At 29.0% G+C, this 15,861-nt stretch carries 14 protein-coding genes and 2 pseudogenes; 14 read left to right on the plus strand and 2 right to left on the minus strand.

What is annotated here, in order from left to right; all coding sequences use genetic code 11:
• The 3 genes and pseudogenes from GOQ27_RS05385 to GOQ27_RS05395 form a co-directional block, all read left to right on the plus strand.
• Nucleotides 1-487, plus strand: a pseudogene (locus GOQ27_RS05385) (hydroxylamine reductase); the annotation flags it as partial.
• Nucleotides 488-620: 133 nt separating this feature from the next.
• The gene (locus tag GOQ27_RS05390) at nt 621-1,268 is read left to right on the plus strand and encodes an MtnX-like HAD-IB family phosphatase (RefSeq protein WP_252187759.1); all 648 of its coding nucleotides are present in this window, start codon (nt 621-623) and stop codon (nt 1,266-1,268) included.
• A gap of 1 nt (nt 1,269) precedes the next feature.
• Complete coding sequence (locus GOQ27_RS05395) at nt 1,270-2,328, plus strand: iron-containing alcohol dehydrogenase family protein (protein ID WP_203365815.1); 1,059 nt, start codon at nt 1,270-1,272, stop codon at nt 2,326-2,328.
• Nucleotides 2,329-2,380: 52 nt separating this feature from the next.
• On the opposite strand, the gene GOQ27_RS05400 is transcribed toward GOQ27_RS05395, so the two are convergent.
• On the minus strand, nt 2,381-3,148 hold the full coding sequence (locus GOQ27_RS05400; RefSeq protein ID WP_350445882.1) for a formate/nitrite transporter family protein: 768 nt from the start codon (nt 3,146-3,148) through the stop codon (nt 2,381-2,383).
• A 141-nt stretch (nt 3,149-3,289) separates the two neighbouring features.
• A complete protein-coding gene (locus GOQ27_RS05405; RefSeq protein WP_203365816.1) occupies nt 3,290-3,970 on the minus strand; it encodes a nitrite/sulfite reductase domain-containing protein in 681 nt (226 codons plus the stop codon).
• A gap of 236 nt (nt 3,971-4,206) precedes the next feature.
• Here GOQ27_RS05405 and GOQ27_RS05410 point away from each other — a divergent pair.
• The 11 genes and pseudogenes from GOQ27_RS05410 to hcp all read left to right on the plus strand — a co-directional run.
• Nucleotides 4,207-4,817, plus strand: a pseudogene (locus tag GOQ27_RS05410) (sirohydrochlorin cobaltochelatase).
• 60 nt (nt 4,818-4,877) lie between these two features.
• Entirely contained in the window at nt 4,878-6,131 is a 1,254-nt protein-coding gene (gene hemA / locus GOQ27_RS05420; RefSeq protein ID WP_203365818.1) for a glutamyl-tRNA reductase, read from the plus strand.
• A 16-nt stretch (nt 6,132-6,147) separates the two neighbouring features.
• Nucleotides 6,148-6,735, plus strand: a complete 588-nt coding sequence (locus GOQ27_RS05425) for a precorrin-2 dehydrogenase/sirohydrochlorin ferrochelatase family protein (RefSeq protein WP_203365819.1) — start codon at nt 6,148-6,150, stop codon at nt 6,733-6,735.
• The gene (hemC, locus tag GOQ27_RS05430) at nt 6,713-7,618 is read left to right on the plus strand and encodes a hydroxymethylbilane synthase (protein WP_203365820.1); all 906 of its coding nucleotides are present in this window, start codon (nt 6,713-6,715) and stop codon (nt 7,616-7,618) included. Before GOQ27_RS05425 ends, hemC begins: the two co-directional genes overlap by 23 nt.
• Entirely contained in the window at nt 7,608-9,110 is a 1,503-nt protein-coding gene (gene cobA / locus GOQ27_RS05435) for a uroporphyrinogen-III C-methyltransferase (RefSeq protein WP_203365821.1), read from the plus strand. The genes hemC and cobA overlap by 11 nt, the downstream gene beginning before the upstream one ends.
• A 2-nt stretch (nt 9,111-9,112) precedes the next feature.
• Nucleotides 9,113-10,096 carry a porphobilinogen synthase gene (gene hemB, locus GOQ27_RS05440; protein WP_207751265.1) on the plus strand — a complete coding sequence of 328 codons (984 nt, stop codon included), beginning with the start codon at nt 9,113-9,115 and terminating at the stop codon, nt 10,094-10,096.
• Entirely contained in the window at nt 10,089-11,384 is a 1,296-nt protein-coding gene (gene hemL / locus GOQ27_RS05445) for a glutamate-1-semialdehyde 2,1-aminomutase (protein WP_203365822.1), read from the plus strand. The genes hemB and hemL overlap by 8 nt, the downstream gene beginning before the upstream one ends.
• Before the next feature lie 132 nt (nt 11,385-11,516).
• Nucleotides 11,517-12,536, plus strand: a complete 1,020-nt coding sequence (gene asrA, locus GOQ27_RS05450; RefSeq protein ID WP_203365823.1) for an anaerobic sulfite reductase subunit AsrA — start codon at nt 11,517-11,519, stop codon at nt 12,534-12,536.
• Nucleotides 12,529-13,320, plus strand: a complete 792-nt coding sequence (gene asrB, locus GOQ27_RS05455) for an anaerobic sulfite reductase subunit AsrB (RefSeq protein WP_203365824.1) — start codon at nt 12,529-12,531, stop codon at nt 13,318-13,320. Before asrA ends, asrB begins: the two co-directional genes overlap by 8 nt.
• 12 nt (nt 13,321-13,332) lie before the next feature.
• Nucleotides 13,333-14,331: a sulfite reductase subunit C gene (gene asrC / locus GOQ27_RS05460; RefSeq protein WP_203365825.1), complete on the plus strand. Its 999-nt coding sequence runs from the start codon at nt 13,333-13,335 to the stop codon at nt 14,329-14,331.
• Between the two features lie 231 nt (nt 14,332-14,562).
• The coding region (gene hcp, locus GOQ27_RS05465) for a hydroxylamine reductase (RefSeq protein ID WP_203365826.1) at nt 14,563-15,861 on the plus strand (1,299 nt) is incomplete at its 3' end.

The following is a 15,861-nucleotide window of genomic DNA, read 5'->3' on the forward strand; positions in this document are numbered from 1 at the left end:
AATCAAGAGATTCTTTGTAATGGCTGGTTGTGATGGAAGAATGAAATCAAGAGATTATTATACAGAATTCGCTGACAAACTTCCAAAAGATACAGTTATCCTAACAGCAGGTTGTGCTAAATATAGATACAATAAATTAGAACTAGGGGATATTGGTGGAATACCTAGAGTACTTGATGCAGGACAATGTAATGATTCATATTCCTTAGCTGTAATAGCTCTTAAATTAAAAGAAGTGTTTGAAATGAATGATATAAACGATCTACCTATTTCTTATAATATTGCATGGTATGAGCAAAAGGCTGTTATAGTATTATTAGCCCTATTATCTCTAGGAGTTAAAAATATTCACTTAGGACCAACATTACCTGCATTCTTATCACCGAATGTAGCTAAAGTATTAGTTGAAAACTTTGGTATTGGTGGAGTTGGAGAAGTAGAAAGTGATATAGAAATGTTCATGAACGGAGAAAAAGAACTAGCATAAATATAGATAAAATTAGGAGTAGAATTAATTCTACTCCTAATTTTTTTATTGTTTTTATTTAATAATATACAAATTGGATAAAAAAATAATACTAAGATAAAACTATAGAATATGTTTACTAGGGAGGTATATGATGAAAAAATTTGTCTTTATATCTGATTTTGATGGAACAATAACAAAAAAAGATTTTTATTGGCACATAATAGATAAATATATGAAAGAAGAAGGAAATAATAAATATTTAGAATGGAAAGCAGGAAAATTAAAAGATATAGATTTTTTAGGGCATGTATTCAAGAATATTGATAGAGAAGAGAATGAAATAAAAAAAGATATACTTGAGCTTGAAATAGATACATATTTACATCAATTTATTAATTTTATCCAAAGAAGAGATGGAGAATTTGTAATATTAAGTGCTGGAGCCAGTTATTATATTGAAACTATACTCGAGTATTTTAAATTAGATGATATTACTATTTATTCAAATAAGGCTATATATAAGGAAAAGGGACTTCACTATGATGTAGATCCAAATCATAAATATTACTCAGAAAGATATGGAATAGACAAGAAAAAAGTAGTTGAAGATTTAAAGACGAAATATAAAAGAGTTTATTATGCAGGAGACAGTATGCCAGATTATGAACCAAGTTTAATCTGTGATTTGAGATTTGCAACAGGAAAGCTTATAGACATTTTCAAAGAAAGGGATATAGAGTTTCATGAGTTTGAATCGTTTAAAGATATTGAAGATATCCTTAGAGAAAAGGAAGTTTAAAATGGTAAATAGAACCCATAGAATAAATATACCTTCTATATTAGAATCAGGACCAGATAGTATAGAAAGAACAGGATATCTACTAAATAGAGAAGGATTAAATAATATAGCTGTATTCTATGACAAAAAAATAAAAGAAATGTTTGGAAAAAATATAGAGAGAATTTTAAATAGAGAAAATATAAAATTTGATACATACATAATTAAAAACAATGATTATAGTGATATAAGTAATAGAGCTTTTTCTCTACCTAATAATATAGAAGCAATCATAGGAATGGGTGGAGGTAGAGTAATAGATGTATCTAAATATATAGCATTTTTAAGAAAACTTTCATTTATAAGTATACCTACGAGTACATCTAATGATGGCTTTTCATCTCCAGTGGCTTCACTTTTTATACAAGGTAAGAGAACTACAGTTCCAGCAAAAGTCCCCTATGGAATAATAGTAGATACAAATATAATAAAAGGTGCTCCTGATTATTTTATTTATTCGGGAGTAGGAGACATAGTATCAAACATTACTGCTCTATGGGATTGGAACTTTGAAGAAATGAGTGGGAAAGGTTGTGTTGAGGATTTTGCATTAATGATATCCAAAAAATCTATAAATAGTTTACTAAATATTCACTTTAAATCTGTAAAGGATACATCTTTTATTCAAAATTTAGTGGACTCATTGATTATGAATGGAATAGCTATGGAAATAAGCGGGAGTTCGGCACCTTCTAGCGGATCAGAGCATCTTATATCCCATGCATTGGACAAAATAGTTGATGAACCCTATTTACATGGTATTCAAGTTGGAATAGCCACATATATTATGAGTAAAATACAAGATAATAAAACAAATGATATTAATAATCTTCTTCATACTACAGGATTTTGGAAATATACTGAATCTTTAAAGATAAAGAAGAGTGATTTTATAAAAGCTATAGATTTAGCTCCTAGTATAAAACCTCAACGTCATATTGCAATACACTTAGAGGAAAATAGAAAACTTGCGAAAGAAATAGTAATCTCAGATGATCTTTTAAAAGGAATATTAATTTAAAAGGATCCATAATTCTACGTAGAATTATGGATCCTTTTAAAAATAACTCAAATTATTTTTTGTAAACATATATTAGATAGTAAATTCCTGGTATTATTATAGCTCCCCCTATAATGTTTCCTAAGGTTACAGGGATAAGATTATTTATCCAAATTTCACTCCAAGTAATATTTGCACCTAAAAATTTTCCCATTGATAAAAAGAACATATTGGCTACACTATGTTCAAATCCTGAAACTACAAATAGCATTATAGGAAACCAGATTGAAAAAAGTTTTCCTATAACATTTTGGGAGGCACTAGATAGCCATACAGCTAATACTACTATTATATTGCAAAGAATACCTCTTAATAATGCTGCTTGAAAAGTAAAACCTACTCTAGCCTCTGAAATACCAATAGCTCTATTAGCAATATCTGAATTAGATTCATATAAGCCAGACTCTGATATAATATAAGCAAGCAAAATAGAACCTATAAAATTACCTATATAAACTAATGACCAATTTTTAGATAATTGAGAGAAAGTGATTTTTCTATCCATTAAAGCTAAAGTCATAAGATTGTTTCCAGTAAATAATTCAGCTCCCGCTATCAAAACTAACATAAGTCCTACTGGAAATACTGCAGCTCCCATAAATGTGGCAACCCCAATATCAAATCTTCCTAAAGTTTGAGATATAGCTATATTTGCATGAGCCCCAAATCCTATAAAAATTCCAGCTAATATTCCTAGGAGTATCATTTGTAATGAGGATAATTTTGCTTTGTTTATTCCTGCATTTATTGTTGCTTTAACAATTTCATTTGGTTTAAGCATACCTTTCTCCATCATAATCATTCCCATCTTGTTATTTTTTTAACTTTTCTAAGTGAAAGAAGAATCAATGACCCTTTTTAATTGTTAAAAGTAATATAAATTCATTATAAAATATAATGAATTTTATTTATGTGATTTTAATCACAATCCCATCTTTTCCTTATAGATTTTATAAACATTTTCTTTGAAGGTGTCTAAAGATATTCTATCTATAAAAGGTCCTAGCTTTTCTCCAAACTCAGCTTCTTCGTTGTAAAAATCATATATTGCTTCTACCATCATAAAAGCTTCATCATCATTTAAGTTTTCAGCTATAATGTTATCTTGTCTTGGATGAAAACCTGCACTACCACCAGCAGTTATTATATAGCCTTCTTCTATACCTATAACTCCGATATCTTTAGAATGAACACTACCGCAGGCATTTCTACATCCTGCAACTCCTATTTTAGTTCTATTTGGTGTTTTAGCTCCATAAAACCTTTTTTCTAATCGCATACCGAGCTTTAAAGAATTTTGTTTTGATCTTTTACAAAATGATGCAGGACACATCTCTACATTCTTAACAGAATAAGGAGAAAGTACTGCAGGATCCATATCTAATTCTTTCCATGCTTTTTCCACATCTTCTGCTTCAATTCCTAGGATAGCAATTCTTTGTCCAGAAGTAATTTTTAAAGTACCTTTATATTTTTTTGCAACTTCTGCTATTTTTATCATCTCATCAGTCTTCACAAAGCCTCCAGGGATTCTTGGAGTAATGCCATAGGTTCTTTTACCATCTCTTACCTTTTGCAAAACTGCATATTTGGGTAAATTCATTATTTAGCCCTCCTTAAATATAAGTATCTAATATTATAATAAGCAATATATGAAATATATACTGTGATAAAAATCACATAATATTAATAGTAGTTTTAATAAAATAAAAATAAAGATTTTAATAAGGGGTATAACTATATATAGGTCATTTCGAAAGAGGATTATATGAATAGGGAAAGAATAATACTAGATGCAGGATATGGAACAAGTTTTTAGATGAATTTGAAAATATTATTATGAAAATAATAGAAAATATAAATAACAAGTTTAAAGAGTATGATGTAATACTTGGATTTACATCTGAAATAATTATAAATAGACTAAAAGAAAAAAAAGGAATAAAAATCTATTTAATGCATGAGGCTTTAGATCAAATTAAGAAAGATAAATATAAAGAGGTAATTGTTCAACCTCTTCATTTAATAGCTGGATTAGAATATGAAAAAATAGTACAAGTAAGTAGTAAATATGAGGAAGAATTTGATAAAATAGAAATTGGAAAACCGGTTTTTATTGAAGCTAAAGATTATGATAATATTGTTAATATAATTGTTTCCAAATTTAAAGATCTTGATGATAATAAAGGTATAGTTTTAATGGGTCATGGTAGTAAAAATTTTGGGAATATAAGTTATAAAAAACTACAAAATCATATTTAGCATCTCTTACTTTAACCTTTGGATATCATGGAAAAGTCCATATGGCTGGAGATAATAAAGATTCTTGGAAAAACATTCTATTGGATAATGGGTTTGATGTATCAGTCTATACCCATGGACTAGGGGAAAATGAAGAATTTATTAAAATATATATTCAAAAGATAGAAGAATGTATAAATAGCCAATAAATTTAGACGTTGGCTATTTAATTATTTCTTTATAATAGGTAGTAAGGAATGGTGATAATATTGAAATTTGCAGTTATAGGATTAAACCACGAAACAGCGGCTACTTCTGTTAGAGAAAAAGTAGCATTTATTGATACTAGAAAAATTGTGGCAATAAACATATTATTAGACCAAGGAATAGATGAGGTAGTAATTCTTTCTACCTGTAATAGAAGTGAAATATACATCGTAGAATATAAAAATAAACTAGATGAAAAAATTGATAAAATAAAAGACTTTTATAGTAAATTCTTTGATATTAACAATGTGAAAGATTATCTGTATGTAAAAAAGAATAAAGAAGCTATAATACACCTTTATAATGTAGCTAGCGGTCTAGATTCAATAGTGTTAGGAGAAGATCAAATACTTGGTCAAGTCAAAGAGGCCCATGAATTTGCTATGGATTTAGGAGGAAGTAAAAAAGTATTAAACAAGTTATTTAGAGAAGCGATTTCTATTTCTAAAAAAATTAAAAGTGAACTTAAGATTTCAGAACATCCTATTTCTATTAGTTATATCGGAGTTAAGTTCTTAAAGAAAAAGCTAAGTACATTAAAGGATAAAAATGCTTTAATCATAGGGTTAGGCAAGATGGGAAAATTAACTCTAAAATACTTATTAGAAGAAAATTTAAATAAAATATATATGATTAATAGAAACCATCAAAAGGTTATAGATTTATCAAAGGATTATCCAAATGTAATACCAATAGACTATTATGATAGATATGATATTTTAAGAGAAGTTGATATATTAATTACTTCCACATCATCACCCCATGTAATAATCAAAGCTAATGAAATGGAAGAGATAAATAGTGAGCTTAATATACTAGATTTAGCCATGCCAAAGGATGTAGATATAAAGATTAAAAATCATAAAAGTATTCATCTATATGATATAGATGACCTAAAAGAAATATCTTATGAAAATGAAAAAAGAAGAGCAGACATTTCAGAGGAGGCTATTGAAATAATTCAGGAAAGCATAGATGAATTTATGTTATGGTTAAAAAGTATAAAGGCTGACCCCGTAATAGAACATTTGAACAATAAAAGTAAAAAAATAAAAGATGAAACTTTAGACTATATATATAAAAAAGTAGAGTTAGACAATAGAGATAAAAAAATAATAGACAAAATGCTTAACTCAGCTTTAAAAAGATTAATTAGAGAACCTATATTAAAGTTAAAAGAAACTGATAATGAAGATATATTAGATGAGTACATTAATTCCTTAGAAAATTTATATGATATAAGTAGAGGTGATTAGTTTGTTTTATCCTATAATGTTAAATTTATCTGGTAAGAAAATATCAATAATAGGTGGAGGTAAAGTTGCTTTTAGAAAAACATTAAACCTACTAGAATATAGTAGGGATATTACAGTAATAAGTCCAAAATTCATAAAAGAGTTCGAACAAATAAATGATAAAATAAATCCAATTAAATCTAAATATAAAGAGGAATTAATAAAAGGGTCTTTTATAATAATAGCTGCAACGGATTGTAGAAAGACTAATAAAGAAATATCAATTTATTGTAAAAACAACAATATACTTTGTAATGTAGTAGATGATGTGGATAATTCTAACTTTATAGTTCCTTCCACTTTTAAAAGGGGAGATTTAAGTATATCAGTGTCAACAAATGGGAAGAGTCCATCTTTAAGTAAAAAAATAAGAACAAAATTAGAAAAAGAATACCCTGTTGATTATGAAGATTATATTAAGGTTTTAGGGGAAATACGAGAGATAATATTGAAAAAGTTTCAAGATAGTAAGAAGAAGAAAGACTTACTAAATGAATTAGTGGATTTAAGCTATGAAGAATTAATAGAAAGGAGGAAAAATTATGAAAATAGTAGTGGGGTCTAGAGGTAGTAAACTTGCTTTAAGTCAAACAAACTGGGTTATAGATAAATTAAGAGAAAATTTTCCTAAGGCATTATTTGAAGTAAAGGTTATCAAAACAAAAGGGGATAAAATACAAAATGTTTCTTTAGATAAAATCGGAGATAAAGGATTATTTGTTAAGGAGATAGAAAAAGCTTTACTTCAAAATGAAATAGATTTAGCAATCCATAGCTTTAAAGATATGCCTTCTGAATTACCTAAGGGATTAATCTTTGCTGGAGTACCTAAAAGAGAAGATTATAGAGATGTTTTAATTCTTAGAGAGGGTTTATCAAACTTAAAGGATATACCTATAGGTGGAAAAATAGGAACAGGAAGCAAAAGAAGAAAGTATCAATTTTTAAAAGTTAGACCTGATATTAAGATTGTACCTATAAGGGGAAATATTGATAGTAGAATAAGAAAAATAGATGAAATGAATATTGATGGGATTATACTAGCTGCTGCAGGTATAAAAAGATTAGGACTTAATGAAAAAATAAATTATTATTTTAATGAAGATGAAATGTTACCTGCTCCCAGTCAAGGAGCATTAGCTTTAGAAATAAGAAAAGATGATATAAGATTGAAAGAAATGATAGAAAAGATTAGGGATGAAAAATCAGCTATTCAAGTAAAAGCAGAAAGGGCTTTTTTAGAGGGTGTGAATGGAAGCTGTCATATACCAATTGGCGCATTATGTATAGTTAATGAAGAACAGATAATATTAAATGGATTATTTGGTAGTGATGATGGAAGTATTTTAATAAAAAAAAGTATAACAGGAAATATTGGCGAAGAAGAAAAAATAGGCAAAGAGCTAGCTGATGAAATAATGATGGAGATGAGAAAATATGAAGGGTAAAGTTTATTTAGTTGGAGCAGGACCAGGCGATTTTAATCTAATAACATATAAAGGGATGGAACTTTTAAAAAAAGCAGAAGTATTAGTTTACGATAGATTAATAAATAAAAGATATTTAAAAGAAGTTAAAGAAGACTGCGAACTTATATATGTGGGGAAAAAGCCTAATAATCATATAATGAAGCAAAAGGATATAAACAACCTATTAGTTGATAAAGCAAGAGAAGGGAAACTAGTGGTAAGGCTAAAGGGTGGAGATCCTTATGTTTTTGGTAGAGGTGGCGAAGAAGGACAAATTCTTTATGATAATAATGTAAACTTTGAAGTAGTCCCTGGGATAACCTCTACAATAGGAGGACTTACATATGGCGGAATACCTATAACACATAGAGACTATTCATCATCTTTTCATGTATTTACAGGTCACACAAAGAATGATGATGAATTAAATTTTGAAACAATAGCTAAATTAAAAGGGACTCTGGTGTTTGTAATGGGTATGAAAAACTTACCTAATATAACCCAGGATTTAATTCATCACGGGATGAATAGTGATACTCCAGTTGCAATAATACATCAAGCAACAACTAGCAATCAAAAAGTATTAGTAGGAACATTAAATAATATTTATCAAAAGGTTAAGGAAAAGGGAATATCTTCTCCTAGTTTGACAGTTATAGGAGATGTAGTTAGATTAAGAGATAAACTTAATTTCTTTGAAGAAAAGCAACTGTTAGGTAAAAATATAATAATTACTCGATCAAGGGCACAAAATAGTAGTTTATTAGAAAAAATTGAGGCCTTAGGTGGAAATTCGATCGAGCTTCCAACTATTAAAATAGAAAAAATAGAAAAAAATGAAAAGCTTAAATATACTATAAAAAATATAAAGGATTATTCATACATTATATTTACTTCTGTAAATGGTATTAAGATATTCTTTGAAGAACTATTTGAAATGGGATATGACTCAAGAGTTTTAAAGGATTTAAAAATAGTTTCTATTGGTAAGTCAACTAATAAGTTATTAAGAGATTATGGTTTAGTTTCTGATATTACACCAGAAAAAAGTGTGAGTGAAAGTCTAGTAGATGAACTAAAATTAATAGTAAATAAAAATGATAATATCTTAATTCCTAGAGGAAATCAAGGAAGAGAATACTTGATAGAAGAATTAGAAAAGTTTTGTGCTGTAGAAGAGGTAGTAATATACAATACAGTAATGGAAGATAAATATAAAGAGGTTTCAAATCTTATTAAAGTTAATAAAATAGATTATATAACTTTTACCAGTTCTTCAACTGTTAAAAACTTTATTAAAATATTAGGATTTGAAAATATTCATTTATTGAAAAAAATAAAAATAATTTCTATAGGACCTATTACCAGTAAAACTATAGAAGACTTTAATCTAAAAGTTTATAAAGAAGCACAAGAGTCCACTATAAATGGAATAATAGAATCTTTAGTAACTAGTACCAAGGAGGAATAATATTGAATATAATCAAAAGACCAAGAAGACTTAGAGGGAACGAAGGTATTAGAAAGCTTGTTAGAGAAACTAAGGTTAATATAGAAGACCTAATTTATCCTTTGTTTATTGTAGAGGGGGAAAATATAAAAAAAGAAATAAAATCCCTTCCAGATTGTTATCATTATTCAGTTGACAAATTAGATGAAGAAATAAAAGAGTTAAAAGATTTAGGAATAAGATATGTTATTTTATTCGGTGTTCCAACAAATAAAGATGAGTGTGGAAAAGAAGCTTATATTGAAGATGGTATAGTTCAAAAGGCAGTGAGAGAAATAAAAGAAAATCACAAGGACATATATGTGATAACAGATATATGTATGTGTCAGTATACAAGTCATGGACACTGTGGAATATTAAATGAAAATGGGTTCATAGACAATGATGAAACTCTTAAATATCTAGGTCGTATCGGGGTAAGTCATGCTAAAGCAGGAGCTGATATGGTGGCTCCATCGGATATGATGGATGGTAGAGTAAGATATATAAGAAGTGAATTAGATAAAAATGGTTTTGTAGATATTCCAATTATGAGCTACAGTGTAAAATATTCTTCATCTTATTATGGGCCATTTAGAGATGCTGCCCACTCATCCCCTACATTTGGGGATAGAAGGTCATATCAGATGGATCCTGCTAATAGTGATGAAGCACTAATAGAAGCGTCATTAGACATAGAAGAAGGAGCAGATATTATAATGGTTAAACCTGCTCTAGCTTATCTAGATATCATTAGAAGATTAAAAGATAACTTTAATATAAAAATAGCAGCTTATAATGTAAGTGGAGAATATGCCATACTAAAAAATGCTATTAAAAATGACATTTTAGGTGAAGATGCAATATTAGAAACAATTACTTCTATAAAAAGAGCAGGAGCAGATATAATAATAACTTATTTTGCCAAAGATATAGCAAGGCTTCTGAAGGAGGAAGAGTATGTTTAAAAAATCCAAAAAAATATACGAAGATGCTAAGAAGTACATCCCTGGAGGTGTAAATAGTCCAGTAAGGGCATTTAAGTCAGTAGATCTTGATCCTATTTTTATTGAAAAAGGGAAGGGAAGTAAGATATATGATGTTGATGGGAATTCATACATAGACTATATATGTTCTTGGGGACCTTTAATATTAGGACATAGCGATGAAGAAGTATTAGATGGTATTGATCATATTTTAAAAAATGGAACAAGTTTTGGAGTTCCAACAGAAATAGAAGTAAAAATGGCAAAGCTTATAGTAGAAAGTTATCCATCAGTAGATATGGTTAGAATGGTTAACTCTGGGACTGAAGCTACTATGAGTGCTTTAAGATTAGCAAGGGCTTATACTAAACGGAATAAAATACTTAAATTTGAAGGATGTTATCATGGTCATTCGGACTCTTTATTAGTTAAATCTGGATCAGGTGCAATTACATTTAATGTGCCTACAAGTCCTGGAGTACCAGATTATGTAGTAAAGGATACTATAGTATGTAAATATAATGACTTAGAATCAGTTGAAAAAGCTTTTAATGAATATGGCGATGATATAGCCTGTATTATAGTTGAGCCCGTAGCCGGCAATATGGGGGTAGTACCTCCGATTGAAGGTTTTTTAGAAGGATTAAGAGATATTACGAGTAGATATGATTCTTTACTAATATTTGATGAGGTTATAACTGGATTTAGATTATCCTATGGGGGAGCACAACAGGAATTTGGTATAGACCCTGATATAACTTGTTTTGGTAAAATTATTGGAGGAGGACTACCTGTAGGAGCTTATGGTGGTAAAAAACATATCATGAGTAATATTTCACCATTAGGAGATGTTTATCAGGCAGGTACCCTATCTGGAAATCCACTAGCAATGAACATGGGATATAACCTTATAACTAAATTAAAAGATAATAGAAATATTTATAAAGAGCTAGAAAAGAAAGCTATTAAATTAGAAAATGGATTAAATGATATAATAGATAATCTCAATATAGACTGTCATGTAAATAGGATAAAAGGAATGATATGTTTATTCTTTGGCAAAGGACCTTTTACTAATTATGATGATGTGAAAGAATGTGATACAGAAAAATATAGCATTTTCTTTAAAAAAATGATAGAAGAAGGAATACTTCTTCCTCCATCACAATTCGAAGGTTGGTTTATAACCTATGCCCATAGTGATGAGGATATAGAAATAACTATTGAGGCGGCTAATAAAGCTTTGAAAAATACTTATAATATTAAATAACAATAAATATGTGATATATGTCACATATTTTTTTATTTCCCTATGTTAAATTATAAACGTGTGATACATATCACGTAGTACTATGGATGAGTATGGTAAATTATTAACAAAAGACTATGGGAGGTTTGACTAATGGGAGTTAAGATGGGATTTGAGAACTTCAATAAAGTTCTAGATTCATTAAAAGAGAACTATAAAATATATGGTCCAAAAAATATAGAAAGCAAAGGACGGTTCTCTGATACAGATGTAGTTGGATATGGAGAAATAGATAACTTTGATGAAATAGTATTTGATAAAAAATCTTACTTTTCACCAAAGGAAATAATTCATCCTATAAGACAAACATTATTTTACTTCACTGATGGAGAGGTTAAAGAATCAAAAGTTGACGACAAGAAAGTGATAGTATTCTTAAGACCTTGTGACATAAATGGAATTAAGAGGCTTGATTCTATATTCTTACAAAATGGACCCCACGAAGACGTGTATTATAAAAGACTAAGAGAAAAAGTAAAGTTCTTTATGATAGAGTGTACAGAAGGATTTGATAGTTGTTACTGTGTATCTATGGAGGCTAATAAGACTGATAATTACTCCCTTGCTATAAGAGTAAATGACAATGATGTTTATTTAGATATTCAAGATAATGAAATAGAAAGTTATTTTAATGAAAATGGAGATGAAATTGACTTTAAACCAGATTATATTAAGGAAAATAAAATAGAAGTTAATATTCCAGACCCTGAGAGTCTTACTAATGAAGTATTTGAAAACCCAATATGGAAAGAGTACTCACAAAGATGTATAGGGTGTGGAAGGTGTAATACATCATGTATTACATGTAGTTGTTTTTCTATGCAGGATGTATTTTATGATAAAAATAAAAAAGTCGGTGAAAGAAGGAGAGTATGGGCTGGATGCCATGTGGATGGATTTACAGATATGGCAGGTGGACATACCTTTAGAGAAAAATATGGAGATAGAATGAGATTTAAAACTATGCATAAAATAAATGATTTTTATAAAAGATTCGGATTCCATATGTGTGTAGGTTGTGGAAGATGTACAGATGTATGTCCTCAGTATATATCATTCTCAAAATGTATAAATAAACTTAATCAAATAGTGGAGGGAGATAAAAATGAATAATCCATATGTACCATTTAAACTTCCAATAATTAATGTAACTGAAGAAACTGATATAGACTATACATTTAGATTTAAAAGTGATATAAACCCGCAAAATGGTCAGTTTTTAGAAATATCTATCCCTGGAGTAGGAGAAGCACCAATATCTATAAGTGATTTTGGTGATGGATATCTAGATATGACTATAAGAAGAGTAGGAAAACTAACTGATGAAGTATTTGAATTAAAAGAAGGGGATTATCTATTTGCTAGAGGACCTTATGGAAATGGATTTAATTTAGAAGATTATAAAGGGAAAGATCTTGTTATAGTTGCTGGTGGTACAGGATTAGCCCCTGTTAAAAGTATAGTTAACTATTTTTATGAACATATAGAAGAACTTAAGAGTTTCAAACTTATAATAGGATTTAAATCTCCTAAAGATATATTATTTAATGAAGAAATAGAGAAATGGAAAAATAAAATAAATGTTATTTTAACGGTTGATAATGGAGATGAAAACTGGAAAGGTAATACAGGACTTATAACTAAATATATACCTAAAATTAATGAAGAAGATTATAATCAAACAGAAGTAATAATAGTGGGTCCCCCTATAATGATGAAATTTGCAAGTTTAGAGTTTTTAAATAATAATTTCCCAGAAGAAAAAATATGGGTTTCCTTTGAGAGAAAAATGAGTTGTGGAATTGGAAAATGCGGACATTGTAAAATAGATGAAACTTATGTGTGTTTAGAGGGACCAGTATTTAATTATACCAAAGCAAAAAATCTAATAGACTAAAGGGGTGATCTTATGGATTTAAACACAAAAGCTGTAAAGAAAAATGCATATAGAATAACTAAGACAAGAGGTAAAACTGCTTTGAGAATAAGAGTCCCCGGGGGACACTTAGATGTAAGATACTTTGATATTATAAAAGAAATAGCAGACAAATATGGTGATGGCAGTGTTCACATTACTACTAGGCAAGGATTTGAAGTTCCTAATATCGATTTTAAATATATGGATGAAATAAATGAAATGATAAAGCCAATATTAGAAGGTTTAGAGCTAAATATTGGAGTTGATATAAAAGATCCCTTAAAGGGATATCCAGCAGCAGGAACAAGAAATGTATCAGCATGTATTGGAAATAAAGTATGTCAATATGCTAATGTTAATACTACTGATTTAGCAAAGAAGATAGAGAAAGAAATTTTTCCCAATGATTATCATGTAAAAATTGCTATTACAGGATGTCCTAATGACTGTATAAAAGCTCATATGCAGGATTTTGGTATCATAGCTACAACTGAACCTCAATATGATGAGAGTAGATGTATAAGCTGTGAAGCATGTGTTAAGGTATGTAAGAAGAAAGTTACTGGAGCATTGAAATTTGAAAACTACTCTGTAATAAGAGATGAGGAAAAATGTATTGGCTGTGGAGAATGTGTATTAAAATGTCCTACAGGAGCTATGACAAGAAGTGAGGAGAAATATTATAGACTAGTAATAATGGGTAGGACAGGAAAAAGGAATCCAAGACTTGCAATGCCATTTATAAAGTGGGTAGATGAAGATTCTATAGTAAAAATTATTAAAAATACCTATGATTATGTAGGTAGATATATTGATAGATCCTTACCAAAAGAACATATAGGATATATTGTAGATAGAACTGGATTTAATGTATTTAAAGAAGAAGTGCTAGAAGGGGTAGAGTTAGGCCCTAAAGCACAAGTAGCTGATTATATTGACTTTGGTGGTTATATGTATAATAGAGAAACATACTTTAAAGGTTATAAATAGACATGGGTTTCCATGTCTATTTATTTTTGAAACAAAATAAATATATAAAAGTTCTATTTGGTGATTAATATCACAGTTTTTATATTAAGAATCCTTTATTATGTATATAGAGAGAAGTTATATAGTAATAAAGGATCTTCAATACAATATGTAAGAAAAACTAAGTTAAATAATTATCAATTATTTATTCAAAAAGATTATTAAATAATTATATAAATGGAGGAATAATATATGAGTATGTTTTGTTATCAATGTCAAGAAGCAGCAAAAGGAACTGGTTGTACCAAAGTTGGGGTTTGTGGTAAAAGCCCAGAGGTTGCTAATCTTCAAGATTTATTGATATTTACTTTAAAAGGAATATCAATATATTCAACTAAAGGAAGAGAGCTAGGAATAAGAAATAAAGAGGTGGATCATTTTATAGTTGATAGTTTATTCTCAACTATTACAAATGCAAACTTTGATAGAAATACATTTATTAAAAGAATTAATAAAGCCTTAGAATTAAGAGAAACAATGAAAAAAGAAATAGTAAAAGCTGGTGGAGAAATCGAAGGAGGATTTTTAGATAAAATCAAAAATGCCCTTGGATTGAAATCAAAAGCAATAATAGAACTTGAAAACTTCCATGATGCAGCAACATGGAGTGCAACCAGTGAAAAAGAGTTTGATGAAAAATCTAAAACAGTAGGTATACTTGCAACAGAAAATGAAGATATTAGATCTTTAAGAGAACTATTAATTTATGGATTAAAGGGTATGGCTGCATATTTACATCATGCTAATAATTTAAATCATGATAAAGCTGAAATAAATGGATTTTTACAAAAAGCATTGGTTGCTACTTTAGACGATAGTTTAACTGCAGATGATTTAGTAGCCCTTAATATGGAAGCCGGTAAGTTTGGAGTGGACGTTATGGCATTACTTGATACTGCTAACACAAGTAAATACGGCCATCCAGAAATAACTAAAGTAAATATAGGCGTAAAAAATAATCCAGCCATATTAATAAGTGGACACGATTTAAGTGATATGGAACAACTATTAGAACAAACTAAGGGAACTGGAGTAGATATATATACTCATAGTGAGATGCTACCAGCAAACTACTATCCAGCATTTAAGAAATACGATCATTTCGTAGGAAACTATGGTAATGCATGGTGGAAACAAGACAAAGAGTTTGCAAGCTTTAATGGACCAATTCTTATGACAACAAACTGTTTAGTACCACCAAAAGCTTCTTACAGAGATAGGGTATATACAACTGGTGCAGTTGGTTTTGAAGGATTAACACATATTGAAAAAGATTCAAATGGAAATAAAGATTTTAGTAAGATCATAGCTCATGCTAAAAAATGCAAGTCTCCAACTGAAATAGAAAAAGGAGAAATAGTTGGTGGGTTTGCTCACAATCAGGTAATGCAGTTAGCTGATAAAGTTGTAGATGCTGTTAAAACTGGTGCAATCAAGAGATTCTTTGTAATGGCTGGTTGTGATGGAAGAATGAAATCAAGAGATTATTAT

Origin of the sequence: Anaeromonas frigoriresistens (assembly GCF_016820655.1) — a bacterium.
GTDB classification, from domain to species: Bacteria; Bacillota; Clostridia; order Tissierellales; family SIT17; genus Anaeromonas; species Anaeromonas frigoriresistens.

What these genes read in the sequence shown, in the direction of transcription:
- hemC (WP_203365820.1), top strand. Translation starts at nt 6,713, where the DNA reads ATGAAAATAGTAGTGGGGTCTAGAGGTAGTAAACTTGCTTTAAGTCAA.
- GOQ27_RS05425 (WP_203365819.1), top strand. Translation starts at nt 6,148, where the DNA reads ATGTTAAATTTATCTGGTAAGAAAATATCAATAATAGGTGGAGGTAAA.
- GOQ27_RS05395 (WP_203365815.1), top strand. Translation starts at nt 1,270, where the DNA reads ATGGTAAATAGAACCCATAGAATAAATATACCTTCTATATTAGAATCA.
- cobA (WP_203365821.1), top strand. Translation starts at nt 7,608, where the DNA reads ATGAAGGGTAAAGTTTATTTAGTTGGAGCAGGACCAGGCGATTTTAAT.
- hemL (WP_203365822.1), top strand. Translation starts at nt 10,089, where the DNA reads ATGTTTAAAAAATCCAAAAAAATATACGAAGATGCTAAGAAGTACATC.
- GOQ27_RS05400 (WP_350445882.1), bottom strand. Translation starts at nt 3,148, where the DNA reads ATGCTTAAACCAAATGAAATTGTTAAAGCAACAATAAATGCAGGAATA.
- asrB (WP_203365824.1), top strand. Translation starts at nt 12,529, where the DNA reads ATGAATAATCCATATGTACCATTTAAACTTCCAATAATTAATGTAACT.
- GOQ27_RS05390 (WP_252187759.1), top strand. Translation starts at nt 621, where the DNA reads ATGAAAAAATTTGTCTTTATATCTGATTTTGATGGAACAATAACAAAA.
- asrC (WP_203365825.1), top strand. Translation starts at nt 13,333, where the DNA reads ATGGATTTAAACACAAAAGCTGTAAAGAAAAATGCATATAGAATAACT.
- GOQ27_RS05405 (WP_203365816.1), bottom strand. Translation starts at nt 3,970, where the DNA reads ATGAATTTACCCAAATATGCAGTTTTGCAAAAGGTAAGAGATGGTAAA.
- asrA (WP_203365823.1), top strand. Translation starts at nt 11,517, where the DNA reads ATGGGAGTTAAGATGGGATTTGAGAACTTCAATAAAGTTCTAGATTCA.